The 25,724-nt window shown below is 73.3% G+C and carries 23 protein-coding genes; 6 read left to right on the top strand and 17 right to left on the bottom strand.

Features of this window, described 5'->3' with window-relative positions:
- Position 1: 1 nt before the first annotated feature.
- From ACV7NM_RS02795 to ACV7NM_RS02745, 11 genes are all read right to left on the bottom strand, one after another.
- Complete coding sequence (locus ACV7NM_RS02795) at positions 2-403, bottom strand: SgcJ/EcaC family oxidoreductase (RefSeq protein WP_463408707.1); 402 nt, start codon at positions 401-403, stop codon at positions 2-4.
- A gap of 95 nt (positions 404-498) precedes the next feature.
- Positions 499-1,500, bottom strand: a complete 1,002-nt coding sequence (locus ACV7NM_RS02790) for a magnesium and cobalt transport protein CorA (RefSeq protein WP_463408706.1) — start codon at positions 1,498-1,500, stop codon at positions 499-501.
- A gap of 115 nt (positions 1,501-1,615) precedes the next feature.
- Complete coding sequence (locus ACV7NM_RS02785; protein ID WP_463408705.1) at positions 1,616-2,206, bottom strand: TetR/AcrR family transcriptional regulator; 591 nt, start codon at positions 2,204-2,206, stop codon at positions 1,616-1,618.
- A complete protein-coding gene (locus ACV7NM_RS02780; RefSeq protein WP_463408704.1) occupies positions 2,203-3,705 on the bottom strand; it encodes an MFS transporter in 1,503 nt (500 codons plus the stop codon). The genes ACV7NM_RS02785 and ACV7NM_RS02780 overlap by 4 nt, the downstream gene beginning before the upstream one ends.
- 273 nt (positions 3,706-3,978) lie before the next feature.
- On the bottom strand, positions 3,979-4,971 hold the full coding sequence (locus tag ACV7NM_RS02775; protein WP_463408703.1) for an ABC transporter substrate-binding protein: 993 nt from the start codon (positions 4,969-4,971) through the stop codon (positions 3,979-3,981).
- A gap of 1 nt (position 4,972) precedes the next feature.
- A complete protein-coding gene (locus tag ACV7NM_RS02770) occupies positions 4,973-7,045 on the bottom strand; it encodes an ABC transporter permease subunit (RefSeq protein WP_463408702.1) in 2,073 nt (690 codons plus the stop codon).
- Positions 7,046-7,097: 52 nt separating this feature from the next.
- Entirely contained in the window at positions 7,098-8,189 is a 1,092-nt protein-coding gene (locus tag ACV7NM_RS02765; protein WP_463408701.1) for a quaternary amine ABC transporter ATP-binding protein, read from the bottom strand.
- Positions 8,186-9,715, bottom strand: a complete 1,530-nt coding sequence (locus tag ACV7NM_RS02760; RefSeq protein ID WP_463413811.1) for a GMC family oxidoreductase — start codon at positions 9,713-9,715, stop codon at positions 8,186-8,188. The genes ACV7NM_RS02765 and ACV7NM_RS02760 overlap by 4 nt, the downstream gene beginning before the upstream one ends.
- A gap of 67 nt (positions 9,716-9,782) precedes the next feature.
- Complete coding sequence (locus tag ACV7NM_RS02755) at positions 9,783-11,267, bottom strand: aldehyde dehydrogenase family protein (RefSeq protein WP_463408700.1); 1,485 nt, start codon at positions 11,265-11,267, stop codon at positions 9,783-9,785.
- Between the two features lie 187 nt (positions 11,268-11,454).
- Complete coding sequence (locus ACV7NM_RS02750) at positions 11,455-12,138, bottom strand: maleylpyruvate isomerase N-terminal domain-containing protein (RefSeq protein WP_463408699.1); 684 nt, start codon at positions 12,136-12,138, stop codon at positions 11,455-11,457.
- A 112-nt stretch (positions 12,139-12,250) separates the two neighbouring features.
- Positions 12,251-12,985 (bottom strand): carbonic anhydrase, encoded by a 735-nt coding sequence (locus ACV7NM_RS02745; protein ID WP_463408698.1) that lies wholly within the window; start codon positions 12,983-12,985, stop codon positions 12,251-12,253.
- Between the two features lie 250 nt (positions 12,986-13,235).
- Here ACV7NM_RS02745 and ACV7NM_RS02740 point away from each other — a divergent pair, with 250 nt between their 5' ends.
- Positions 13,236-13,616, top strand: coding sequence for a YrdB family protein (locus ACV7NM_RS02740; RefSeq protein ID WP_463408697.1), 381 nt, complete (start codon positions 13,236-13,238; stop codon positions 13,614-13,616).
- A gap of 173 nt (positions 13,617-13,789) precedes the next feature.
- Here ACV7NM_RS02740 and ACV7NM_RS02735 read toward each other — a convergent pair whose 3' ends face one another.
- Entirely contained in the window at positions 13,790-14,752 is a 963-nt protein-coding gene (locus ACV7NM_RS02735; RefSeq protein WP_463408696.1) for a hypothetical protein, read from the bottom strand.
- Positions 14,753-14,985: 233 nt separating this feature from the next.
- Between ACV7NM_RS02735 and ACV7NM_RS02730 the strand changes: the two genes are divergently transcribed.
- The 3 genes from ACV7NM_RS02730 to ACV7NM_RS02720 are packed head-to-tail and all read left to right on the top strand — an operon-like array spanning position 14,986 to position 18,556.
- Positions 14,986-16,176 (top strand): lycopene cyclase family protein, encoded by a 1,191-nt coding sequence (locus ACV7NM_RS02730; RefSeq protein WP_463408695.1) that lies wholly within the window; start codon positions 14,986-14,988, stop codon positions 16,174-16,176.
- A gap of 50 nt (positions 16,177-16,226) precedes the next feature.
- Positions 16,227-16,967, top strand: a complete 741-nt coding sequence (locus ACV7NM_RS02725) for a class I SAM-dependent methyltransferase (protein WP_463408694.1) — start codon at positions 16,227-16,229, stop codon at positions 16,965-16,967.
- A complete protein-coding gene (locus tag ACV7NM_RS02720; protein ID WP_463408693.1) occupies positions 16,964-18,556 on the top strand; it encodes an FAD-dependent oxidoreductase in 1,593 nt (530 codons plus the stop codon). Before ACV7NM_RS02725 ends, ACV7NM_RS02720 begins: the two co-directional genes overlap by 4 nt.
- 2 nt (positions 18,557-18,558) lie before the next feature.
- Here ACV7NM_RS02720 and ACV7NM_RS02715 read toward each other — a convergent pair whose 3' ends face one another.
- The 4 genes from ACV7NM_RS02715 to ACV7NM_RS02700 are packed head-to-tail and all read right to left on the bottom strand — an operon-like array spanning position 18,559 to position 23,256.
- Positions 18,559-19,584, bottom strand: a complete 1,026-nt coding sequence (locus ACV7NM_RS02715) for a DUF5914 domain-containing protein (protein ID WP_463408692.1) — start codon at positions 19,582-19,584, stop codon at positions 18,559-18,561.
- Positions 19,581-20,606 (bottom strand): phytoene/squalene synthase family protein, encoded by a 1,026-nt coding sequence (locus tag ACV7NM_RS02710; RefSeq protein WP_463408691.1) that lies wholly within the window; start codon positions 20,604-20,606, stop codon positions 19,581-19,583. The genes ACV7NM_RS02715 and ACV7NM_RS02710 overlap by 4 nt, the downstream gene beginning before the upstream one ends.
- Complete coding sequence (gene crtI / locus ACV7NM_RS02705) at positions 20,603-22,132, bottom strand: phytoene desaturase family protein (RefSeq protein ID WP_463408690.1); 1,530 nt, start codon at positions 22,130-22,132, stop codon at positions 20,603-20,605. The genes ACV7NM_RS02710 and crtI overlap by 4 nt, the downstream gene beginning before the upstream one ends.
- Positions 22,129-23,256, bottom strand: a complete 1,128-nt coding sequence (locus tag ACV7NM_RS02700; protein WP_463408689.1) for a polyprenyl synthetase family protein — start codon at positions 23,254-23,256, stop codon at positions 22,129-22,131. Before ACV7NM_RS02700 ends, crtI begins: the two co-directional genes overlap by 4 nt.
- A gap of 508 nt (positions 23,257-23,764) precedes the next feature.
- Here ACV7NM_RS02700 and ACV7NM_RS02695 point away from each other — a divergent pair.
- Together ACV7NM_RS02695 and ACV7NM_RS02690 are read left to right on the top strand one after the other, a co-directional pair.
- Positions 23,765-24,187: a CBS domain-containing protein gene (locus tag ACV7NM_RS02695; protein WP_463408688.1), complete on the top strand. Its 423-nt coding sequence runs from the start codon at positions 23,765-23,767 to the stop codon at positions 24,185-24,187.
- Between the two features lie 302 nt (positions 24,188-24,489).
- Positions 24,490-24,612 carry a hypothetical protein gene (locus ACV7NM_RS02690; protein ID WP_463408687.1) on the top strand — a complete coding sequence of 41 codons (123 nt, stop codon included), beginning with the start codon at positions 24,490-24,492 and terminating at the stop codon, positions 24,610-24,612.
- A 188-nt stretch (positions 24,613-24,800) separates the two neighbouring features.
- On the opposite strand, the gene ACV7NM_RS02685 is transcribed toward ACV7NM_RS02690, so the two are convergent.
- Positions 24,801-25,592, bottom strand: a complete 792-nt coding sequence (locus tag ACV7NM_RS02685) for an SDR family NAD(P)-dependent oxidoreductase (RefSeq protein ID WP_463408686.1) — start codon at positions 25,590-25,592, stop codon at positions 24,801-24,803.
- Positions 25,593-25,724: the final 132 nt, after the last annotated feature.

The raw sequence follows: 25,724 nt of genomic DNA, 5'->3' as shown, positions 1-25,724 counted from the left end.
GCTATCCGGCGTGCACCTGGGTGTTCTGGCACGCGTGCAGCAGCCACCGCCCGTCGCCCTGCTTGGTCATGACGTAGAGCGGGGCGCCTTCCGTGTCGCCTTCCGCCGAGTGATAGACCTGGCGCACTTTCACGGCCGCCACATCGGGCCGAAGGAATCGGATGTGCACCGGCTCGTAGGTGACGGCGCCGTCCCAGTTCGCGGCGGGCAGCACGGCGCGAGTGAACTCGGCTATTGCGTCGAGACCCACGAGGACTTTCCCGTGGGCGGTCGTCCAGAGGGCATCGGGATGGAAAAGCGCGAGGAAACCCTCCACGTCCTTGGAGCGCTGGGTGCGCGCGACGGTGGCCACGACCTGTTCGATGGCCTTGATCTCCGCGGTGTCGTCGGTCATGTGGATCATCCTCGGACCTCAAGTCGGGTTGAGGTCAAGGGTTGCGGGATCGAAGGTCTCCCGGACACCACCCGCCGGGGCGGCCGAGCCCCCCCGAGCAGGGGTCAGAGCCAGCCGTTGCGGCGGAAGGCGCGATAGAGGAGTCCGGATGCCAGTGCCATGAGTCCGAGGGCGAGCGGGTAGCCGTAGCTCCAGCCCAGCTCGGGCATGTGCTCGAAGTTCATCCCGTAGACGCCGGCGACCATGGTCGGGATCGCGAAGATCGCCGCCCAGGCCGAGATCCGGCGCATGTCGTCGTTCTGCCAGGTACCCACCCGCGCCTGTTGCGCGTCCAGGACCGAGGTCAGCAGCTCGTCCAGGGACCGGACCTCGGTGTCGGTGCGGCTCAGGTGGTCCGCCACGTCCCGGAAGTAGGGCAGCACTTTCGGCGGATGGCCCTGGCCACCCTCACCCGGGCCGGCCAGGAGCCCTTGGAGGACGGGGACGAGGGGCGCCACCGCGTCACGGAACTCGCGCACCTCCCGCTTGAGGGAGTAGATCGCCTCGGTGTGGTCGACGCGGGAGGTGGAGAAGACGCAGTCCTCCAGCTCGGTGAGCGCGGCCCGCACCTTGTCCGCGGCGTCGCCGTAGGCGTCCACCACCACGTCGAGGACGGCGTGCAGAACGGACAGCGGGCCGAAACGCAACATGCCGGGGTCGGCCGCGAGCCGGCGGGCCGCTTCGGCGGCCGGGTCGACCGGGCCGTGGCGCACGGTCAGCACGTACCGGGGGCCGACGACGACCATCAGCTGCCCGGTCTCCACCGAGGCGTCCGCGTCGACGTACCAGAGCGTCTTCAGCGCGACGGCCAGCACATCGCCGAAGCGTTCGCGCTTGGGGCGCTGCCGTGCCTGCACCGCGTCCTCGACCGCGAGGGGATGCAGGCCCAGCTCCTCCGCCAGCCGAACCAGCTCGGACTCGGCCGGGTCGACCAGGCGCACCCATCCGAACTCGCCGTCGCCCAACCCGCGCAGCCGCTTCAACACGAGCTGACAGGCCTCGTCCTCCAGGCCGCACTCCACCGTCTCCGACCGGCCGGAGCGTTCCTCGTACATCACGCATTCCATGCCACCCGCATGCTTCAGCGCGCCGATTTCATGCGTTCTCGGCCGCTTCCCCGCACGCCGGCCCCGAGCTTGCGCGCCGAGCTCACCCCGGCCGCGGCCCGCGGGCGCGCCGGTGTCAGGCGCCGTCGATGAGCCGCTGGAGTCCGGGCGCGTACAGGTCGGCCAGCCGTTCGGCGCTCGCGTGCGCACTCGCGCCGTCCGGCCGGTGCAGACTCAAGGTGGCCCCCAGGCCCAACAGCTGACCGGCGACGAGCTCGGCCCGCAGCCGGGCGTCGGGGCCGGTCAGGGTCGCCGTGAGCCGATCGGTGACCTGCTCGCGGAACCGGGCGCGCAGCAGGGTGCGTTCGTCCTCGATGCCCAGCGAGAACACGACCCGTAGCAGTGGGTCCCCCCGGAACCGGGTGCGCAGCCCGACCATGGTCAAGACCAGATGTCGCCCGAGGGCGGGCGGGGGAGCGGCGAAGAGTTCGTCGGCGGCTGCCCGGAAGTCGGCGACCGTGTTGAACAGGGCTTCCTTGCTGCCGAACCGTTTCACGATCAGCGAGGGGCTCACCCCGGCGTCGGCGGCGATGCCGCGCATCGTGACCTCGGCGTACGGCCGCAGCGTGAACGCCCTGCGCGCGGCGCGCACGATGGCCTCGCGTCCGCTCTCGCCACCGGCCTCCCCGCCGGTCGTGGCGGTGACGGATTCCTCGGTGCTGCTCATGCGCTCTCCCGGGCGGCGGTCACGGACGCTGACACCGTGACCGTACCGCCGGCGCGGCCGTGATCGGCCGGGGCGCCTCGTCCGGGCCGGTCCGACGGCAGGAACAGCGTGGCGACGAGGGCGGCGAGCGCGGCTCCGGCGGCGATCAAGAAGATCAACAGGTACGCGTGCAGGGTCGGCGCGGTGCGGCCGTCGGCCATGAAGGTCACGTGGGCCAGCACGGCGGCGACCACGGCGCTGCAGCAGGCCTGACCGACGGACCGCATCAGGGTGTTCAGGCCGTTGGCCGCGGCCGTCTCGCTCACCGGCACGGCCCGCATGACGAGTGCGGGCAGCGCCGAATACGCGATCGCGGTACCGGAGGCGACCACGGTGGCCCCGGCCACGATCAGCCAGAGGCTGTGGCTCGTGAAGAAACGGGCCACGTAGCCGACGGCCATGACGACGGCGGCGAGCGCGAGCGCGGTACGGGGCCCGTGGGCGGCGGAGATCCGCGCGGAGACGGGGGAGAGCGCGACCATGGCCAGGCCGCCGGGCAGCAGGCACAGGCCGCTCACCACGATCGAGGCGCCGAGCCCGTACCCCGTGCTCGTGGGCTCCTGCACCATCTGCCCGGTGACCAGGGAATTCGCGTAGAAGGCGAACCCGATCAGCAGGGCCGCGACATTGGTGAGCAGCACGGCGGGCCGGGCGGAGACCCGCAGATCCACCATGGGGGAGGCGGTGCGCAGTTCGAATCGCCCCCAGAGCAGACCCACCACCGCCGAGGCGCCGAGCAGACCCAGCGTGCGGGCCGAGGTCCAGCCCCAGTCCGCGCCCTGGGTGATGGCGAGCAGCAACCCGACGAGCGAACCGGTCAGCCCCAGGGTCCCCAGGACGTCGAAGCTGCCCCGGGAGCGCACCGCCGACTCGGGCACGATCCACAGCACCAGGACCAGATCGAGCAGCCCCAGAGCGGCCGACGCCCAGAACATGGTGTGCCAGTCGAAGTTCTCCATGACCACCGCCGCCACCGGCAGACCGATCGCGGCACCGATGCCCAGGGTCGAGCTCATGAGGGCGATCGAGGACAGGACCCGGTCCGCGGGCAGTTCGTCGCTGATGATGCTGATGCCCAGGGGGATCACCGCGAGGGCCGCGCCCTGGAGGGCCCGGCCGGTGATCAGCACGCCGATGTCGGAGCTGACCGCGCACAGCACGGAGCCGGCGGTGAGCACGCCCAGGGAGGCCAGCAGTACGCGCCGCTTCCCGTACATGTCGCCGACGCGGCCCAGTACCGGTGTGAAGACCGCGCCCGTCAGGAGCGTGATGGTCACCAGCCAGCCCGCGGCGCCGGGACTCGCGCCCGTCAGGTCCGGGACGTGGGGGAGCAGGGGAACCACGAGGGTTTGCATGACGGCGACGACCATCCCGCAGAAGGCGAGGACGGGGACGACGGCCCGGGGGTGCGGGGAGGACGACGAGGGGGCGGGAGCGGGGGCGGGTATCGCGGGGGGCATGCTGCTCCAGACGCGGGGTCGAGAGGCCGGGGGGAGCGGGGCGCGGCAGGGTGCACGGCTGTTCACCCCCAGGGTAAACGATTGTGCACCCCATGTCCCGGGCCTGCCGTAAGCCTCCCTGGTGCCCTACGGCGTCCCGCGTCCATGCCCTAGCGATGCGGCGGACGTCGCAACGGCAGCCATGGGCACAGAACGCGCCGAGGCCGTCGAACCCTCGGGGGTCGCGACGGCCTCGGTTCCAGCGGAGCGGCACGCGTCAGAGCGGCGGACGGATCAGCGCGTCCACGGCTTCCACACCGCCTCGTGGCGCTCCACCCACTTCCGGGCGGCCTGCTCCGGCGTCAGCTTCTCCTCGGCGATCATCAACGCCACCTCGTTCTGGTCCGCGACGGTCCAGTGGAACTTCCTCAGGAACGAGGCCGCCTTCCCGCCGCTCTGCGCGAAGCGCGTGTTCAGGTACTTCCGCAGTGGTGTCCGCGGGTAGGCGCAGTCCACCTTCTCGGGATCGGCGTCGCAGCCCTCCCGGTGCTCGGGCAGCTTCACCTCCGTCATGGGAACCCGCTCGAACAGCCACTGCGGCTCGTACCAGTAGGTCAGGAACGGCTTGTGTTCCTTGGCGAACTGCCTGATCTGGGTGATCTGCGCGGCCTCGGACCCGGCGAAGACGACCTCGAAGTCGAGGCCGAGGTTCTTCACCAGCGCCTTGTCGTTGGTGACGTACGAGGGCGAGCCGTCCATCAGCTGGCCCTTGCCGCGACTCTCGGCGGTGCGCAACTGGTCGGCGTACTTGCCGAGGTTCTTCCAGTCGGTGACGTCCGGATGCTCCTTGGCGAAGTACGTCGGGACGAACCAGCCGATGTGGCCGGTCACGCCGAGATCGCCGCCCGGCGTGATCGTCTTCTTGCCCTCGACGTACCGTTTCTCCTGCTCCGGGTGTCCCCAGTCCTCCAGGATCGCGTCGACCCTGCCCTGGCTGAGCGCGTCCCACGCGGGCACCTCGTCCACTTGGACGGTGTCGACGCGGTAGCCCAGCTCGTGTTCGAGCAGATAGCCGGCGACAGCGGTGTTCGCCTGCGCGCCGACCCACGACTGGACGGAGAGGGTCACGGTCTTCGCGCCCCGCGCGGCGGCGTACGGCGAGGCCTGGCGGGTCATGTCGGCCGCCCCGCAGGCGGTGAGCGCGACGAGGGACGCGGCGGCGGCCAGCGCGGCGACCGCGCGCCGGCCGGGGACCGGTCCTCGGCGGTGGTGGCGGGAGATCCGCATGTCAGGCCTCCTTCGCGGGCTGGGTGACGCGGTCGAGAACCAGGCCCAGGCAGACGATCGCGGCGCCGGCCACCAGGCCGGTGGCCAGGTCGCCCTGGGCCAGGCCGAGGACGACGTCGTAGCCCAGGGCCCCACCGCCGACCAGGCCGCCGATGATGACGACGGCGAGGACCAGTACGACCGCCTGGTTCAGGGCGAGCAGCAACGCGGGCCGGGCCAGCGGGAGTTGGACATGACGTAGCTGCTGGGTACCCGTGGCGCCGAGCGAGCGGGCCGATTCGAGGGCCGCCGGGTTCACCCCGCGCAGGCCCTCGGCGGTGATGCGCACGACGGCGGGCAGCGCGTACACGACGGCGGCTGCCGCGGCCGGCGCGCGCCCGACGCCGAACAGCGCGACCACCGGGATGAGGTAGACGAACTGGGGCATGGTCTGACACACGTCGAGCACCGGACGCAGCAGGCGCTGTGCCCGGGCGCTACGGGCGGCGCCGACGGCGACGGCGAAACCGAGCACGAGGGTCACCGCGACGGCGGCCAGCACCTGGGAGAGGGTGTCGAGGGACGGCTCCCACACACCGAGGACCCCGATGGCGGCCAGGGCGAGGACGGCGGTCAGCGCCGTGCGCCAGGTGCCGACGAGGAGACCGAGGGCGCCGACCAGGGCCAGGAGCAGCCACCAGGGAGTGGCCTGGAGCCCGGAGCGCAGGGGGTCGAGGATCCAGCCGGTGAAGCGGGCCGCCCAGTCGGCGGTGCCACCGACCACGGGCACTCCGGAGTAGAGGTGGTCGGTCATCCAGGCGACCGCCCTGTTCACGGGCTCCGCGATCGGCACGGTCCAGGACCCGGGCCACAGGGGGGAGTCGGCCATGCGGCCCACTACGGCCGCGGCGACCGCCGCGAGGAGCGTGAGCGACCACCCGTACCAGCCCGCGAACACGCGTCGCAGCGGATGCCGCTCCGCGGCCGGGACCGGGGCGGCGCCCAGCCGTTCGCCCGCCGCGTCCGCGGTCCGGTCGAGGACCACGGCGAGCAGCACGATGGGAATGCCGGCGGCGAGCGCCGCACCGACGTCGACGGAGGCAAGAGCCTGGTAGACCCGGTCACCGAGGCCGCCGGCGCCGATCACGGAGGCGATGACGGCCATCGACAGCGCCATCATGACGGCCTGGTTGACACCCAGCATGAGCTGTCGTCGGGCCAAGGGCACACGCGCCGTGAGAAGGCGCTGTCGTCCCGTGGCACCGAGCGAGGCCGCGGCTTCCAGCACTCCGGCGTCGGCCTCGCGCAGGCCCAGCGCCGTGAGCCGCGCCATGGGCGGGGCCGCGTACACCACGGTCGCCAGGACCGCGGCGGGCACGCCGATGCCGAAGACCAGCACCATCGGCAGCAGGTACGCGAAGGCGGGCAGCACCTGCATGGTGTCGAGTACGGGGCGCAGTGCGCGGTCGGCCCGGTCCGACATCCCGGCGGCCAGGCCGAGCAGGGCGCCGAACACGACGGACGCGGCGACGGCCACGACCATCAGGGCCAGTGTCTGCATGGTGGGCACCCACATGCCGAGCAGCCCGCACGCGGCGAACGCGGCGACGCAGGTCAGGGCCAGGCGCACGCCCGCGAGGCGCAGGGCCACCAGGCCCGCCAGGGCGGTCACGCCCGTCCAGCCGGCGGCGAGCAGCACGACGTACACCGCGCGGACCGACACCACCACGGCGTTGCTGACGTGTCCGAAGAAATAGAGGAAGAGCGGGTGGTGGTCCCGGTTGTCGATGATCCAGTCACCGGCCCGGCCGAGCGGCCCGGACAGGTCGACGGCCAGCGAGCCGGGCCAACCGGCGGCGCCGGGGAGGAGGATCGCGAGCGGCACGAGGACCACGGCGACGACGGCGAGGGGCAGGGCCCTGCGGCCGGCGCGGTGGCGGAGCAGCAGGGCCCGCAGCCGGGCGCCGGGCGAGGCGGCGGCGGCGGGGGGCCGGCGTTCGGGCCGTCTGTCTCCGCCGGACCCCGTGGGCCCGTCGGGCGTGGGAATCGGGCCGGCCGGATCTTGCTCGCGCACGGGCGCGGTGGTCGGGGTCATCCGCACCACCGCCCGTCGTCGGGGACGAGGGCAGCGGGGTGGGCGCTGGGCGTCATGCCGCCACCCCCCGACCGTCCGGTGCGGGGAGGCCCGCCACCACGGCGAGCAGCCCGGCGTCGTCGACGACGCCGAGACAGCGGCCGCGGTCGACGACCCTCGCCGGGCCGCCGCTGCGCGCGACGGCCTCGATCGCCTCCACGACGGTGGCCGCGGGGGCGAGCGCGGGTCCGTGTTCGGCCTCGTCGGCCACCGCGGGGCGCATCGCGCTGCGTACGGTGATCACCTGCTCGCGCGGGACGTCGCGGACGAAGTCCCGTACGTAGTCGTCGGCGGGCGAGCCCACGATATCCTCGGGCGTGCCCAACTGCACGATCCGGCCGTCACGCATCAGCGCGATCCGGTCGCCGAGCCGCAACGCCTCCGTCAGGTCGTGGGTGATGAAGACCATCGTGCGGCCCTCGTCGTGGTGGAGCCTCGCCACCTCGTCCTGCATCTCCCGGCGGATCAGCGGGTCGAGTGCGCTGAACGGCTCGTCGAACAGGAGGACTTCCGGATCGGCGGCCAAGGCGCGGGCCAGGCCGACGCGCTGTTGCTGGCCGCCGGACAGTTGACCGGGCCGGCGTTCCTCCAGGCCGTCGAGGCCTACCTTGGCGACCATCTCGGCGGCCTTGGCACGCCGGTCGACGCGGCTGACGCCCTGGATCTCCAGACCGTAGGCAACGTTGTCCAGCACGGTGCGGTGCGGCAGCAGGCCGAAGTGCTGGAAGACCATGGCGGCGCGGTGTCGGCGCAGTTCGCGCAGGCGGCCGGTGTCCATGGCGAGGACGTCCTCGCCGTCGATGGAGAGCGACCCCGCGGTGGGTTCGATCAGCCGGGTCAGACAGCGCACCAGGGTGGACTTGCCGGAGCCGGACAGGCCCATGACGACGAACACCTCGCCCTTGCGGACGTCGAAGGTGACGTCGCGGACGGCGGCGGTACAGCCCGTCCGCTCGCGGAGCTCGGCCGCCGGCAGAGCGGCGTACTCGGAGCCCGGGACCCGGACGGCCTTGCGCCGGGGCCCGAAGACCTTCCACAGTCCGTCGACCGAGAAGACGGGGGAGTCGGCGTCGGGCGCGGCGGTGTCGGTCGAGAGCGCGTTCACCGGGCCTCACCGCCCCGCAGCAGATCAGCGGCTTTCTCGCCCACCATGAGTACTCCGATCATCGGGTTGACGGCCGGCATCGTCGGGAAGACGGAGGCGTCCGCGATGCGCAGACCGTCCAGGCCCCGCACCTTCAAGTCAGGTTCCACGACTGCCCGTTCGTCGTCGGCGGCGCCCATCTTGCAGGTGCCCGCGGGGTGGTAGACGGTGTGCGCCACCGAGCGTGCGTACGCGCTCAGGGCCTCGTCCTCGGTGATCTCCGGACCCGGGCAGACCTCGCGCCGCAGCCAACCCGCCAGCGGTTCGGTCGCGGCAATCTCGCGGGCCAGCTTGATCCCGTCCACCAGGGTGCGGGCGTCGTAGTCCTCCTCGTCCGTGAAGTAACGGAAGTCCAGCGCCGGTTTGACCTCGGGGTCCGCGCTGGTGAGGTAGAGCCGGCCGCGGCTGCGCGGCTTGGGGATGTTGGGGGTCAACGACACGCCGTGCGCGGGGCGTTCGTAGCCGAGCCGCTCCGGGTTGTCGGTGAAGGGGATCTGGTAGAAGTGGAACATCAGGTCGGGGCCGGGGGAATCCGGGTCGCGCCGGACGAACAGCCCGGCGTCGCTGTCCATCGCCGAGTTCTCCGGGATGGGGCCGTCGGTCTCCCAGACGATCACCGATTCGGGGTGGTCGAGCAGGTTCTCGCCGACGCCCGGCAGGTCGTGGACGACGGGAATGCCGAGCGCCTCCAGGTCACGGCGCGGACCGATGCCGGAGTGCAGCAGCAGTCGAGGGGTGTCGACCGCGCCCGCGCACACCAACACCTCACGGCGGGCCGTGATCAACGAGCGGGCGCCGTCCTTGGCGCGGACGTGGACTCCGCGCGCCCGGGTCCCGTCCAGCTCCAGGCGGTACGCCCAGGTCTCCAGCAGCAGCCGCAGGTTCGGCCGGTCGTCCATGACGGGATGCAGGTAGGCCACTGACGCCGACGAGCGCTTGTTGTCCTCGGGGTGGTAGGCGAGGTCGAAGAAGCCCACGCCCTCGTGGAACGGCTTCCGGTTGAAGCCGTCGACCCGCGGCACGCCCAGCGCTTCCTGGGCGGCGTCCACGACGTCGCGGGCGATGGCGTTACGGTCGGCCTCGCCGACGGGCACGATGTTGTTGAGGAGCCGATCGAAGTACGGGTCCATGGCGGCCGCGTGCCACCCGTCGGCGCCGGCTTCAGCCCATTCGTCCCAGTCGGAAGGCAGCGGCTTGAAGGCGATGAGGGTGTTGTGCGAGGAGCAGCCGCCCAGGACGCGGGCCCGGCTGTGCCTGATGTGCGAGTTGCCGCGCGGCTGCTCGGTGGTGGGGTAGTCGTAGTCGAGTTCCCCGCCGAGCAGGCCCATCCAGCGGCGCAGGGTGAGGACGTCGGGGCGGTCGACGTCGCTCGGGCCGCCCTCGATGACGGCGACGGTGACGCTCGGGTCCTCGGTGAGCCGGGAGGCGATCACGGAACCGGCGGTGCCCCCGCCGACGACGACGTAGTCGTACTCCTGCTCGTCCATGTGCTCGGTTCCGTGCTCGTGACGGTCATGCTGGTGCGTGGTGCCGGTCATGTCTCTCCTGCCCCCGTCAGCCCGCGAACCAGCGCACGGGGCGCGGGGCGAGGTTCTGGTACACGTGCTTGGTCTCGCGGTACTCGGCCAGTCCCGACGGGCCGAGCTCGCGCCCGATGCCGGACTTCCCGAAGCCGCCCCACTCCGCCTGCGGCAGGTAGGGGTGGAAGTCGTTGATCCACACGGTGCCGTGGCGCAGCCGCCCGGCCACCCTGCGGGCGCGGCCCTGGTCCGCCGTCCAGACGCCACCGGCGAGGCCGTACTCGGTGTCGTTGGCGAGGGCGATCGCCTCGTCCTCGGTACGGAAGGTCTCCACGGTCAGGACCGGCCCGAAGACCTCTTCGCGCACGACGCGCATGCGCCGGTCGCAGCGGTCGAGGATGGTCGGGCGGTAGAAGTACCCCGGCCCCTCGGGTCGTTCGCCCCCGGCGCGCAGGACCGCGCCCTCGGCGAGCGCGGAGGCGACGTACGACTGTGTCCGCTCGAGCTGGGCCGCCGAGACCAGCGGGCCGCACTCGACCCCCGGGTCCGTGCCGCGCCCGAGGCGGATCTTCTCGGCCCGGCGGGCGAGTTCGGCGACGAACCGCTCGCGCAGCGACTCCTCGACGATCAGCCGGGAGCCGGCCGAGCAGACCTGGCCGCTGTGGATGAAGGCGGCGTTGAGGGCCTGGTCGACGGCGGTGTCGAAGCCCTCCTCCGTGGCGCAGGCGTCGGCGAACACCACGTTGGGGTTCTTGCCACCCAGTTCGAGCGCGACCTTCTTGACGGTGTCGGCGGCGGCCCGCATGACCTTCGTACCGCTGGTGAGGCCGCCGGTGAAGGAGATCAGGTCGACGTCGGGGTGGGCGGCGAGGCGCGCGCCCACCGGATCGCCGGGTCCGGTGACCAGGTTGGCGACCCCGGCGGGCAGGCCCGCCTCCACCAGCAGCTCGATCAGGACCACCGTGGTCAGCGGGGTCAGCTCGCTCGGCTTGACGACGAAGGTGTTGCCCGCGGCCAGGGCCGGTGCGATCTTCCAGCTCGCCTGGAGCAGGGGGTAGTTCCACGGCGTGATCAGGGCGCACACCCCGACCGGTTCATGGACGACGACGCTGTGGATGTCGGGCGATCCGGCGTCCACGACCCGGCCGGCGCCTTCCCCGATCACGAGGTCCGCGAAGTAGCGGAACGCGTCGCTGACACAGTCCACGTCCACGCGGCCCTCTTCGAGGGTCTTGCCCGCGTCCCGGCTCTCCAGAAGGGCGATCCGCTCACGGTCGCGCTGGAGCAGGTCGGCGGTGCGGCGCAGCAACGCCGCACGCTCGGAGACCGGGGTCCCGGGCCACTGTCCGCCGTCGAAGGCGGCCCGGGCGGCGCTGACGGCCGCGTCCGTGTCGGTGGTGTCACCCTCGGCGACCACGGCGAGGACGGTGGCGTCCGCCGGGTTCAGGACCTCCCTGGTCGCTCCTGAGACCGCGGACCGCCACGTCCCGGCTGTGTGAATGGTCTGTTGCTCCGACACGGCGCGCTGTACCTCCGGTTCCGGCACCGCGGCGGGCCCACGGTGAGCTGGAATCCCCCCGCGTGCCCGGTGCCCCGGAAGACATGTCCCATCCGTCACTTAAGTGACCGGAGTCACCTGGGACGACGGTGTGGGCCCCTGCGTGCCCGGCACCCCTGCCGAGGCGCGGACGTTCGCGACGGCCGTTCTACCCGAACAGGGGGAACCGGGCGGCGTCCGGACCCAAACGGTCCCGGTCCGCGTCGGTCAGCGGCGCGCGCCCGGTCGCCGCGCGCGCGTACCGCGCGTCGTCCCAGGCCACCGGCACGGGACGGCCGAGCAGCCCGTCCAGCGTGCGGCGCACTTCACCGAGCCCTTCGGCCGAGGGCCCCCGGGCGTCGGGGAGGGACACGACGAGGTCGAGGTGGTGGATCGTCGCCTCGACGGCCAGCGTGCGGATCAGATCCCCGGCCCGCAGAACGTGGCCCTGGGTGGCGACCGGCTGGTCGACCGCGGCGCCGGCCGCGGCGTGCACCACCGCGGCGGCGGTCTCCGCGTACAGCTCGCACAATTGCTCGACGTGCAGGAACATGCCGGCGACCACGCGGTTGAACCTCCGGCCGTGGGCCGCGCCCACGGTCCCCGGGCGCCAGTCCGCCCAGTAGGTGACGGCGTCACGGTCCGGCATCCGTTCGGCAGGCGTGTGCAGCGCCACCAGACCACGCTGCGCGTCGCCCAGGCAGTGGAAGACGAGGTCGCGTACCGACCAGCCGACACAGTCGGTCGGCAACCATGACCACTCGTCCGTGAGCGACGTGACGACGGCCTCGAAGGCGCCGTACGCCGCGCGCAACACCTCGGCCGGCTCCGCGGCCTCCTTCTCGTGCGGCATGCCCGCGAGAGTAGGTCGCTCGCCCGTGCGCGGGCAAGTACGGTGCCCGGACGGCCGTCGGCCGCCGCGAGCCCGGCGAGAGCCGTCAGCCCGGAGAGAGCCGTCGGCCGCCCTACCGGGGCGCGCCCGACAGGACTTCCACCTTTCCCGTGTCGAGCGAGTAGTAGGCGCCGACCACGGCGAGGGCGCCCTTGCCCACCAGCGGCGCGAGGTCCGGGTTGGAGCGCAGGGCGGCCGCGGTCAGCGTGACCTGGTCCCGGGCCATGGTCTCGACGGGGTCCGCGCCGCCTTGCTTCACCGCCTGCTCGTACGCCGGCTGGAGGGCCTTGACGATCGCCTGCAGGTTGCCGGGCAGCGGCTTGCCGTCCCGCAGCGACTTGTACGCCGCCTCCACCGCGCCGCACCTTTGGTGCCCGAGGACCACGATCAGCGGAGTACCGCTGGTCATCGGCCCGTACTCGACGGAACCGGTGACCACGGGGCCGATCGCCTCCCCGCCCGTGCGCATCACGTACAGGTCGCCCAGCCCGGTGTCGAAGAGGAGCTCGGGCGGCACCCGGGAGTCGATGCACGCGAGGACCGACCCGAAGGGTTCCTGTGCCTGGGCCACGAGCTGACGCCGGTCCGGATCGCGGTCGGGGTGGTGCAGGTCTCCGCTCACCCAACGCTCGTTGCCCTCCATCAGCCGGGTGAACGCCGCGGCCGGCGTGGTCGGCCGCGCCGTCGACGAAGGACCGGTCGCCGGCGTGGCGACGCTCTTCGTCGTGCACCCGGCGAGCCCGACCGTGGCGCTCGCGAGCGCGCCGGCCAGCACGGTCCTGCGATCCGGCCGTCCCGCAGTGTCCATCGATCGTTCCGTTCCCCTCGGTGCCGCCGAGACACGTCCGTGTGTCGACCACGGCGATTGTTCAGCGTCGGGCGGGTGACCCGGCGGTAGGCACACGCGGCCGGGGGCGACTTCGCCCCCGACGGCCCACACGCCGTGGACCCACTGCGGCGCCGGCGCCGGAACCGGTCGGATCGGGCGCGGCGCTGTCGTACCGGAACGACCTCTCGCCACCTATCCTGCGGATCCGGGTGTCACAGGGGGAGTGAACATGTCCGAGCGGAAACCGGCCTTGCCCGCGTACGGCGGCCGGCCTTGGTTCACGGCCAACGAAGGGCTCGCCTTCCTGGTGGAGTTGGTCGCCCTGGCGATCCTCGCCTGGTGGGGCTACCGGCTCGGCGGTGGAGGTCTCACCGGAGTGCTGCTCACGGCCGGGACCTTGGCCGTGGCCGTCGCGCTCTGGGGGCTGTTCGCCGCGCCGAAGGCCCGCTTCGCCGTGCCCCTGGCGGGAGTCCTTACGGTCAAGGCCCTGGTACTGGGCGGCAGCGCCGTCGCCCTGTACCACCTCGACCACCACACCCTCGCACTCGTGTGGGCCGCGGTCGTCGTCGCCAACACCGCGGTCGCCGAGACCCTGCGCCGCCGCGACTGACGCCGCGACTGACGCCGCGACTGACGCCGCGACTGACGCCGCGACTGACGCCGCGACTGACGCGCCGCGGCCCCGCCGTCGCCGAAGTCCCGCCGGCGACAACCGGACGCGGCCGTCCGTATCGTGCGCGAGTCGGACGGCCGGTGAGCGGCCCTCCTCTGCGAGCGGCTGTTTCAGGGGCGCGCCCGGGGGGCGAGCCGCTCACCGCGGTCGTGCTCGGCCGGGACGCCCGTGACGGCGTGCAGGCTTCGTTCCGCCAGGATCAGGGACCGCTCGCGGACGCAGTCGGCGTGCACGACGACCTCGCCGGGATCGAGACAGTCGATCGCGCTCTGCACGGCCGCCAGGGCGGGCTCGTACTGCTTCAGCCTGCGCAGCGCCCCCGCCTTGCGGAAGAGCGCCTCCGGCCCCGGCCCGCCCTCCGAGAAGGCGGAGGTCTCCAACAGCTCCAGCATCAGCGATGCCTGTCGGGGGAGGTTCTCGCCGAGCCACAGGCCGTGCAGCAACGCGTGCACCACCTTGTCGTCGCCGCCGGCCCGGGCCACCACCGCCTCCATCAGCTCCAGCCCCTCCGTCCGCGAGCGCCCGAGCAGGGCGAAGGCGCGCAGGGCGTCGGTGTACGGGTCCTCGGAGCCACGGCCGGACGGCAGCCCGGCGAAGAACTCCTCGATGGCGGCGCAGCGGAAGTCGTACCGCAGGGTCGTCAGGTACGCGTGCCACAGGCCGCGCCCGAACGCGCGGCCCGGATCCAACGACATCACGTGGGCCGCGTCCAGGAACAGCAGGGCGCTGAATCCCTCGGCCCGCGCCCGCCAGGCGAGGTCACCCGTCACCCGGGCCGACTCGCGCCACGACGCCTCGCCCCGCGCCAGCCATACGGCGGCCTCCCGAGTCCAGTCACGCCCCGAGCCGATCTCCTCCGCCACCCGGGCCCGCACCATCACCCAGCCGCGCTCCCGCAGTGCCTCCTCTCCCCGCCCCAGCGCGTACTCCACGGCATCGGCCGCCCTCGGCAGCCGCCACAGGCCGCCCGCCGCCCGCTCCGACGCCGCCGTCCACCGCGGGGGCAGCGCACCGATCGCCGCCTTCGCCGTTTCGAGTCCGGGATGGTGATCCCGGCGATCCTGTCGTTCCACGTACACCAGCCGCCTTCCAGTCCACGCGGCACGCGCGCCAGTTCGTGGCGCACCGGCGTATCCGCTCTCCCGTGGTCCACCCTTCACGGTGATACACGGTGATACCCGAGCCACGGGCAGTACGGGCGACGACGCGGCCACATGGGCGAGCCGGTGCATCCATGACGGCCGGACGGGGGGAAGGGAAACGGGGGCAGCGGTCGGTGCGGGGCGGAGCGAGAGGGTCGGGACGCGTGGACGAGGACGCGGACGTGGTGATCATCGGGGCGGGCGCCGCCGGGCTGAGCCTCGCTATGCGGCTGAGCGCGCCCGGCACGTGGGCCACGCCCCGACCCTCGGTGGTCGTCCTGGAGGCGTGCCCCGGTCCCTTGCGCGTCCCGGAGCGGACCTGGTGCTTCTGGGAGGAGGGACCGGGCGAACACGACCCGCTGCTCACCGGCCGCTGGGACAGGCTCAGGGTGACCGGCCCCGACGGTCGCCCCGCCGACTCGCAACTCGGTGCCTGGCGGTACAAGATGCTGCGCTCCGCCCGGTTCGAGGCGGCCGCCCGCCGGACGCTGGCGGAGCGTGGCTGCGAGTGCGTCCAGGTCGATGTCGCGTCGGTGCGGGACCGCCCGGGCGGGGCACAGGCGCGCGGGCACGACCCGGACGGGCGTCCGCGGACGTTCCGCGCCCGGTGGGTGTTCGACTCGCGCCCCCCGCGGCCCCTGCCCCCGTCCCGCACCGTGCTGCTCCAGCACTTCAAGGGGTGGTTCGTGCGCACCCCGACCCCGGCCTTCGATCCGTCCTACGCCCACCTGATGGACTTCAGGACCGCGCAGCCCCCATCGGGCCTGTCCTTCGCCTACGTGCTGCCGTTCAGCCGGAGCGAAGCCCTCGTGGAGTACACCCGGTTCTCGCCGCGCGTGCTGCCCGACGCCGCCTACGACAGGGAACTGCGGGACTACTGCCGCGGCGTCCTGGGCCTCGGCGCCTTCACGGTCACCGGCACCGAATCGGGTGTCATCCCCATGACCGACTCCCGCTTCCCGCGCCGGCGGGGCCGTTCCGTCGTGCCCATCGGGGCAGCCGGCGGTGCGACCCGGCCCTCGACGGGCTACACCTTCGCCGCGATCCAACGCCAGACCCGCGCCATCGACTCGGCGCTGCGCCGCGGTCGCGACCCGGTCGCCCCCGCTCCCTACGGTGCCCGTCCGCTGGCCATGGACGCGGTGCTGCTGCGGGCCCTCGCCACGGGACGGATGGACGGGGCGCGCTTCTTCACCGACCTCTTCCGGACCGTGCCGGCCGACCGTCTGCTGAGGTTCCTGGACGGCACGACGAGCCGGCGGGAGGACTTCCTGCTCGGCCTGCGCACCCCGATCACGCCCATGCTCCTGTCCCTGCTGGAACTACCCCTGCTGCGACGACGGACGCACCCGTGAACCGCCGAGGACGTTTCCGCGGCCGCCCCATGGAAGGACCCACGCACGCCATGCGCACCCTCCCCGTCCTGCGCGACGACGACCTGTCCGCGGCGTTCGACCACGCCGCGTCGACCTACGACCTGTTGGTCGGTGCCCATCCCGGCTATCACAGCCAACTGCGCCGCTCGGCCCGCCGCCTCGGTGTCCGGTCGCTGCCCCCCGGCAGCCGGTTGCTCGATCTGGGCTGCGGAACGGGCGCCTCGACCGCCGCCCTGTTCGCCGCGGGTGCCCAGCGGTGCCGGATCACGGCCGTCGACGCGTCGGCGGGAATGCTGGAGCGGGCCGCGACGAAGCGATGGCCGGCGAACGTCTCCTTCGTCCACACTCCGGCCGACCGGTTGGGCGACGCCGTGGCGGACGGTCCTTTCGACGCCGTCTTCGCCGCCTACCTCTTCCGCAACGTCACCGACACCGACGGTGCGCTGGCGGCGGTCCGCGCCGCCATGGCACCGGGCGGGCGCATCGCCGTGCACGAGTACGCGCTGAGCGGCCGCGCGGTGGACCGGGCCGCCTGGGGCGCCGTGTGTCGGGGCGTGGTGATGCCGCTCGGCCGGGCGACGGGAAACGGGGCACTGTACGCGCACTTGTGGCGCAGCGTCGTCGCCTTCGACACGGCCCCGGAGTTCGCGGACCGGATGCGCCGCGCGGGCTTCGTCGACGTACGGGCCCTGCCGCTCGCCGGATGGCAGGGCGGCATCACCCACACGTTCGTGGCGCGGACCCCGGGGCTCGGAAGGCAGACGGCATGACGCCCAAGGGCCGGGATCGCCGCTTCCCCGGAAGGGACCGGCGCGCCCACGAGGTGCCCGGGCGCCCGGGCCGGGAGCGGATCGACGGGCAGGAGCCCCGCGTCGCGGTGGTCGGCGGCGGCATCGCGGGGTTGGCCGCTGCGGTACCGCTGGCGGAGCGCGGGGTGGCGGTGACCCTGTTCGAGCGGGAGAACGGACTCGGCGGCCGACTGGCCGGGTGGCCGGTCCGGCTCGCCGACGGTTCGCCGGCCACGATGAGCCGCGGGTTCCACGCCTTCTTCCGCCAGTACTACAACCTGCGCGCGCTGCTGAGGCGGACCGATCCGGGCCTGCACGGTCTCGTCGGACTGCCCGACTACCCCCTCCGACACAGGGACGGCGGCGAGGACGGCTTCGCACGCGTACCCCGCACCCCTCCGCTGAGCGCGCTGGGGTTCGTCGCCCGAAGCCCGTCCTTCGGCCTGCGCGATCTGACGAGGATGGACGCGGGGGCCGCGCTGCCGCTGCTGGACGTGGCGGTGCCCGAGGTCTACCGCAGGCTCGACGGGGTGAGCGCCGAGGAGTTCCTGGCCGCCATCCGCTTCCCCGAAGCCGCGCACCACCTCGCGTTCGAGGTGTTCTCCCGGAGCTTCTTCGCCGACCCGGCCCGACTGTCGGCCGCGGAACTGGTGTTGATGTTCCACATCTACTTCCTCGGTTCCGCCGAGGGCCTGCTCTTCGACGTGCCGCGCGAGCCGTTCCCGCAGGCCCTGTGGGAGCCGCTGGGCCGTCACCTCGCCCGACTGGGGGCCGACGTGCGCACGGCCACGGCCGTGGAGGAGGTCCGCCCGGCGGGGGCCGCCGGCTTCGAGGTACGGGTGGCCGGCCGGGACGAACGGTTCGACGCCGTGGTCCTGGCCATGGACGTCCAGGGTCTTCGGCGGGTCGTGGCAGCCTCGCCAGACCTCGGTGACGAACGGTGGCGCGAGGACATCGCCGGGCTGCGCACGGCCGCGCCGTTCCTCGTCTCGCGGCTGTGGCTGGACCGTCCGGTCCGGCCCGAACGGCCGGGCTTCCTCGGGACGAGCGGTTACGGGGACCTGGACAACGTCAGCGTCCTCGACCGCTGGGAAGGGGAGGCCCACCGGTGGGCGCTGCGGACCGGTGGCTCGGTGGTGGAACTGCACGCTTACGCCGTGGAACCGGCGCAGGAGCGCTCGACGGTCGAGGCAAGGCTGGTGGAGCAGCTGCACGCGGTGTACGGGGAGACCCGAGGGGCCGGGACGGTCGACGTACGGCACGAATGGCGCGACGACTGCCCGCTGTTCGAGATCGGCGGCTACGCCTCCCGTCCCGGCGTGCGCACTCCCGATCCGCGGCTGCTGGTGGCCGGCGACATGGTCCGCACCGGGCTGCCCGTCGCGCTGATGGAACGGGCGGCCACCAGCGGGTTCCTGGCCGCCAACGCACTGTTGGAGCAGTGGGGCGTACGGGGCGAGACGCTGTGGACGGTGCCGCTACGGGGGCGGTCCGCGCCGCTGCGGACGCTGGCGCGGCTGGGCCGCACCCCGGGACAGGACGGTCGGGTCGGCGCGCGCTCCCCCGCCTGAGGTCAGCCGGGGAAGCGGCCGGAGCTGCGCAGGTGCCACCGGCGTTCGGCGTAGGCCAGGTCGTCCTTCCACAGCCGAGCCGCCGCCCGGCGCATCAGCGGCCGCAGCAGGGACGCGCCGGCCCGGGCGACGGCGAATCCGGGACGCTCGGAGGCCGCGACGACGGCCTCCGTCACCCTGGTCCGGGGACGGCCGTCCCGGGCCGGCCCCAAGGGGGTTGCGTGGGTCTCCACCACGGAGCCCCGCCCTTCGCCCTCGGTGATGTGCATGACGACGGTCCGGGGCTCCGGGGCGGTGAACTCGGCGGTGACGGGGATGACGATCCGGTCGGTGAGGCGGAAGGACACCCGGACGACCAGGGCGTCGTCCCGAGACGACGATGAGGACGTCGATGACGGGCCGGGGGTGTCCAGGACACGCAGGTCGACGAACGAATACGGGTGGAACCAGGCGCCGTGCCAGGGGTCGAGGCGGTTGGCGACGATGTCCTCGGGCTCGCAGATCCCGATGGCCTCGTAGACGCAGGCCACCGCGCGGCCGAGGCCGGGGCGCCGGGGCACGACGGGCAGCGGCAACGGCTCCTCCTGCCCGTGAGCGTCGAGCCGGACCCAACACAGGACGCCGTCGTCGTGGGCCGGATAGGGGGTCCAGCCCGCCGAGGGGCCACCGTCCAGAGCCATTCCGTGCCAGTGGCAGACCAGTGTTCCGCAGTGGACCCGGGCCTGCGCCAACGGGGCCCCCAGGTGGGGGCAGATCCCGGAGCCGGCCAGCAGGCGGCCCCGCCCGTCGCGCCACGCGACGATCTCCTCGCCGGCCACGGTGAATCCGTGCGGCTTGTCCCGCCCGATGCCACAGGAGGCGCCCAGGACGTACCAGTTGCCCGACGGCCGGGCGAGCGCGCGCTCCAGCGACGCACCGATGGCCCGGGGAGCGGCGGCGCGCCAGGTGGGTTCCTGCCGCTCCCAGGGGACGGGTGCCCGACGAAGGCTGATGGGGTAGCGGCCACGGCGGCCGCGTCGCGTGCTCACCGAGCTCTCTCCGTCACGTTCTGCGCCGCGCCTCCCGGCATCGGCGGGGGCGTTGGCGCGGGTCGGGCCCGCGTCCGCCGCGGTGGCGCGCCGCAGCGGCGCCGGCGGGCGACGATGGCGCGCACGAGGCCCCGTCCGGCGATCGCCGCGCGCCGGCGCCGGGGCACCGTCGAGCGGAGGTGGACCGAGGCGTACCCGTCACGGGCGACGGCGTCGAGGATGTCCCCGTACAACACGAAAGCGGTACGGACACAGGGGCGGCTCGCGGGGTGCAGCAGGCCGATGCCGGGCTCCGCCCGCGCGTACACGCCCTTGGTGTGCGCGGCCGCGGCCTTGAGCGCCTCGGTGATGCGCGGATCGCCGCGCCCCGTGCCTCGGCTCCACAGCAGCAGGTCGCGGTCCACGCCGTGCGCGCCGAGGAGGTCCGACGGCAGGTAGACACGGCCTCGGTCGAGGTCCTCGCCCACGTCCCGGATGAAGTTGGTCAACTGGAAGGCCTCGCCGAGCGCGGCGGCGTACGGCGCTGCCTCCTCCGGGGGACCGACCGTGCCGAGGACGGGCAGCATCTGTAGGCCGATCACGGCGGCCGAGCCGTGCATGTAGTCGCGCAGGTGCCGCATCGTCGGATAGTGGGTGACGCTGAGGTCGCTGTGCATGGAGGCCAGGAAGTCGGTGAAGTGGACGGCCGGGATGCGGTAGCGCACCGCCGTGTCCGCCAGGGCCCGCACGACGGGGTCCTCGGTACGGCCGCCGGTCAGCACCGCCGTGAGGGAGGCGGTGAGGTCGCCCAGGAGCCGCGAGCGCTGCTCCTCCGTGGCGCCGCCCAGGTCGTCCACGATGTCGTCCGCCCAGCGTGCGAAGCCGTAGAGGGCGTGGACCGCCGGGCGCCGGTCGGCGGGCAGCAGGCGCGTGGCGAGGAAGTAGGTCTTGCCGTGGCGGGCGTTGAGGCGGCGGCAGGCGGTGTACGCGGCGCGCAGGGCCGGTTCGGTGATGCCGGCCGCGTCGAGTTCGCGTCGCGTCACGCCGGTGCTCCGTTCTCGGTGGATCGGGCGCGCGGCAGCGGACGTACCCCCGCGCCCGTGATGCGCGCGGCGGCGAGCTTGCCCGAGATCAGGACCGTGGGAACGCCGACACCCGGTGTCGTGCCGCAGCCCGCGAGCACGGCGTTCGACGTGCCCCGAACGAGGTTGCGCGGGCGGAAGGGACCGGTCTGGGCGAAGGTGTGCGCCGCGGAGAAAGGAGTGCCCGCGGCGTGACCTTGCGCCGTCCAGTCGGCCGGTGTGACCAGGGCTTCCTCTTCGACGGAGGCCTCCAGACCGGTGAGGCCCCGGCGTTCGAGCACGTCGAGGAGTTCCCGGCGGTAGTGGGGCCCGAGCACGGCCCACCTGTCGGCCGAGGGGCCGATGTCTGTGTTCGGGCACGGCGCCAGGACGTAGTGGCTGTGCCGCCCGGCCGGCGCCAGCGACGGGTCGGTGGCGGTGGGCCGGGTGATCAGGAGCGAGGGGTCGCTCATGAGCCGTCCCGACCGTGTCACCTCGTGAAAGGTTTCCTTCCACTTCGTCCCGAAGAAGATCGAATGATGGGCGAGCCGGGACCAGCTACGGTCGGTGCCCAGGTGCAGGACCACGGCCGAGGGGGAGTGCCGCAACCGGAGGGGCCGTCGTGGCGAGCCGCCGAGGAGCCCGTAGACGACCGGCAGGTCGGGAGTGAGGACGACCGCGTCACAGGCGATGCGCTGCCGGTCGGTGACGACCGCGGTGATCCTCTCGCCGCGCCGCTCCAGCCGCGTCACCTCCTGCCCGTACAAGAGGGTGGCGCCCGCGTCCGCGGCGGACCGGGCCATGGCCCGCGGCAGGGCGTGCATGCCCCCCGTGGGGAAGTAGACACCGGCGATGGTGTCCATGTAGGCGATGACCGCGTAGGCGGCCAGGGCGCGGGCCGGCGGGACGCCCGCGTACAGGGCCTGGAAGGAGAAGACCCGGCGCAGCCGCTCGTCCTTGACGAAGCGTCCGATGGCGGGGTCGAGGCGGCCGAAGCCGCCGAGCGCCGCCAGCCGGGCCAGGTCGGGGTGCAGCAGTTGCCGGGGCGAGTCGAAGTTCGTGTCGATGAACCGCCGCATCTGGGCCCGGTAGAGGTCCTGGAGCCAGCGGCGCAGCCGCCGGTACCCCAGCGCCTCGCGGCCGCCGGCGAACCGCTCGATCTCCGCTTCCATCGCCTCCGCGCCGGTGTGGACGTCCAGCGTGCTCCCGTCCGCGAAGGAAGCCCGGTAGGCGGGGTGCAGGGGCGTGAGTTCCAGCCGGTCGGCCACGCTGTCGCCGACAGCCGCGAAAGCCTCTTCCAGCAGGTGGGGCATGGTCAGCACGGTCGGACCCGTGTCGAAGCGGAAGCCGCCCTTCTCCAGGTATCCCGCCCTGCCTCCCGGCACCGCCGCGCGTTCCACCAGGGTGACCCGCCGCCCCGCGCCCAGCAGGTGCAGGGCGGCGGCGAGACCCGCGAGACCGGCCCCCACCACGACCACGTGGTCAGTGCGTCCCGTGACGGTCCTCATCGGCCACCCCCCGCGCGCCGGGCCGCCCCGGTGGGGGGTGACGCGAGGTGGAAGGGGCCCGCTTCCTGGGCGGGATCAGGGCAGGCCACCTGGCGCAGGAGCCGTACCAGGGCTTCCTGCCCCGGGCCGTGCAGCTCCGCCCGAGACAGGTGGCGCTCGGCGGTCGTGGCCAGCCTCCGGATGCGCCGTTCGACGCGGGCGACCGCACCGGTGGCCGAAAGGACCTCCCTGACCTCGGCCAGGCCGTCCTCGGTGAGGGAGCGGTCACCCAGGGACCGGTCGAGGAGGTGCGGTGCGCGTGCGTCAGGACCGGCGGCGGCGAGGGAGAGCGCCAGCGCCGCCAAATAGGTGTTCTTGCCGGCCCTGATGTCATCGCCCGCCGGTTTGCCCGTGACCTCGGGATCGCCGAACACGCCGAGCAGGTCGTCTCGGAGCTGGAAGGCGACCCCGGCGCAACGCCCCGCCGCTCCCAGCGCCGCCGCGGTGGCGGCGTCCGCCCCGGCCATCGCGGCACCCAGGGCCATCGGCCGCTCCACCGTGTAGCGGGCCGTCTTGAGGCAGGCGGTGCGTAGGGCCAGCGTGGCGGAGCGGGTGCCGGTGGCCTGCGTGTACAGGTCCAGGTACTGCCCGGCCACCATCTCGGTCCGCATGAGCCGCCATATCTCCAGCACGGAGTCCCGTGTCCCACGGGGCAGGTCGACCGCGGCCACGAGGTCGTCGGCCCACGCGAGGGCCAGGTCGCCGGCGAGGACGGCGGCGGACGCGCCGAAGCCCCCGGGGGTCGCGCACCTGTCGGCGTACCGTGCTTCGAGCTGCGTGTGGAAGGACGGGCCGCCCCGACGGAGCGCGGACCGGTCCATCACGTCGTCGTGTACGAGGGCGCACGCCTGGATGAGTTCGAGTGCCGCGGCGACACGCAGCAGCGCGGACGTCAGGTCCTCACCGGCCCCACAGGCACGGGCGGCCCACCACAGGAACCTGGACCGGTTGCGACGCCCGCCGCGCAGGGTGAAGGCGGCGAGGCGCTCGGCCACGTCGGAGGCGAAGACCGGGTCGAGCGACCGGGCCCGGGCCAGCAGACCGTCGAGGACGGTTTCGAGTTCCCTTCGCACCGCTGCGGGCACGTCCGAGTCCACCCGGTCGCATCGAGGGCCCGTCGACCCGGCTCGTGCCGCGATGGGTGCGTGTTCGAGAACGGCCTTCGGAATCAATTGCGGTCCTCCGTCGGGTGGGCGGCTGCGCTCTCGTTTGTTCGGCGGCCGACGCGCCGTCGGATGCACGTGGCCGCCCGGATTCCGCCCGGATTCCTGTCGTCCGCGCGGCCGTGATCCACCTGTGTCCCTTCCCGCGGGGCGGCCATCGGACGGCGTCCGGACGGTGCTTCCGCCCGGACGGCCCAATCGGCGACCGGCGGTCGTCCCCGCCCGTACGTCCGGCCGCGATGCGTAGGCGCGTGCACCGTCGTCCCGCACCACACGGACAGAACCGGGCCGGACCGGGTCACGGCAGGGCGGGCGCAGGTCCCGGTGGCCGCCGAGGGGCAGCTGAGGGCGGGGACGGGCACGTGTGCGTAGCGGCCGGCCGGTGAGGGTAGGCGCCCGGCAGGAACCGCTTGCAGCAGCGGGAGGAGCCATGACCCGACGAGTCCACGAGGTGATGACGGGGAAGCCGGTGACCGTCGACAAGCTGACCTCACTGGCGGAGGCCGCGCGCGTGATGCGGGACGCCGACATCGGGGATGTCCTGGTCGTCGACGAAGGTCGGTTGCGCGGCATCCTGACCGACCGGGACCTCGTCATACGCGCCATGGCCGAGAACCGGGACCCCGCCCGGACGACGGTGCGGGACATCTGTAGCACCGAACCGATCACCATCAAGCCCGACGACGGCGTCGATCAGGCCAACGACCTCATGCGTCGCCACGCCCTACGGCGCCTGCCCGTGCAGACCGGGGACGGGGAACTGGTCGGAGTCGTCACCCTGGGTGATCTCGCGGTGGAGCGCGACCCGGGGTCGGCCCTCGCGGCCATAGCGGCCGCCGACCCGGACACCTGAGGTGCGGAGCCGCGCGCCCGAGGTGCGGAGCCGCGCGCCCGAGGTGCGGAGCCGAGCCTGAGGTCCCCCGGCATCCCTCGTCCCGAGCCTTCTCTAGGATGCCGGTGAGTCGGCGCCGGAGGGGGGAGGTATGCCGAGGGTCGCGAGCCCGTGCGACCGGTGGCGGGTGCATCGCCCCTGGCCCGCCCAATTGCGCCGTACGTGCACAGCTACGCCGGTTACTGGGAGGCGGCGACCTCGCCCTACCGGGTGCGGCTGGTCCCCACGGGGCGGGCCGTCGTTGTGATCAGCCTCGGCGAGCGATGGAAGACCTGCTGCGCATCCTCGTGGCCGGCACGCTCTCGGGCGCCTCGATCGGCGTGGTGGGCACGCTCAGCCGACGCAACCGCAGGCGTCGCGAAGGCGGTGACCCGCAGGGGCACTGAGGATTCCGCTCGCGCCGGGAGCCACCTCGACGGACCGCCCGGGCGGGCCTCGACGACCGGCCCGGACAGCCGCTTCGACGCACGGATCATGTGGGTGAGCGCGCGGGGGCGTGCGGGTGCGGAGCCGGGCGAGGGCGGGGGAGAGGGGCGAGCGTCGGTCCCGCCCGGCGGCACGGGACCGACGGCGCCTACCGCTGCGAGCGCTGGGCGTCGACGATCTGTCGCACGGAGCCGTCGACGTCCGCCCGGGCCTGGACCCGTTCGGCGAAACCGGGGAACTGCCCGGCGATGGCACTCAGCAGCCGCAGTTCCAGGGGCGCCACGTTGACCTCGCACCGGTCGCCGCGGACGGCCCGCACGACGCCGTCGGCGACCTGGCCGGGCGTCACGGTCCTGATGCCGTTCGGCGTGCCCGCACCGGTGGCCGCGAACATCCCGGCGTCGCGCACGAAGCCGGGCTGGACCAGCGACACCCCCACCCCCGTACCCCGAAGCTCTTGGCGCAGGGCGAGGGCGAATCCACGCAGCCCGAACTTGGTCGCGTTGTACAGGGAGGTCGACTTGGTCGCCGCCTTCCCGGAAATGGAACCGACCAGCACGATGTGGCCGCGACCGCGGGCCACCATGTGCGCCGCGAGCAGCCGGCACAACTGCATGGGCGCACGCAGGTTGACGTCGAGGGCGCGGTCGAGCTGCTCCTCGGTGTAGTCCAAGAGGTCGCCGCTGGCGGGGAGGGCGGCGTTGGCGACGAGGACGTCGGCGTCGGCGCAACTCTCGGAGAGCCGCAGGACATCGGACCGGACGGCCAGATCGGCGACCACGGTACGGGCGCCCCAGGCGTCCGCGGTGGCCTTGAGGGTTTCCTCCCGCCGCCCGGTGACCGTCAGCCTGGCCCCCTCCGCCGTCAGGCGCCCGACCAGGGCGGAACCTATCCCCCCGGTGGCCCCGGTGAGCAGAACGTTCGATCCGGATATGTCCACGACGATTCTCCCGTACGGCGGCCTTCTACTGTTCGTTCGAACGAACAGTAGGGATCGCCCCGCTCCCTGTCCACACCCCGGACGCCCCAATTCCCCGTCCCCGCAAGGGCACTCGCGTCGGCCGATGGGGCA

It is taken from the genome of Streptomyces sp. Tek67B01 (genome assembly GCF_055231995.1).
Note: the sequence above shows the minus strand (reverse complement) of the source record. Positions and strands in the feature narration are given on the sequence as shown.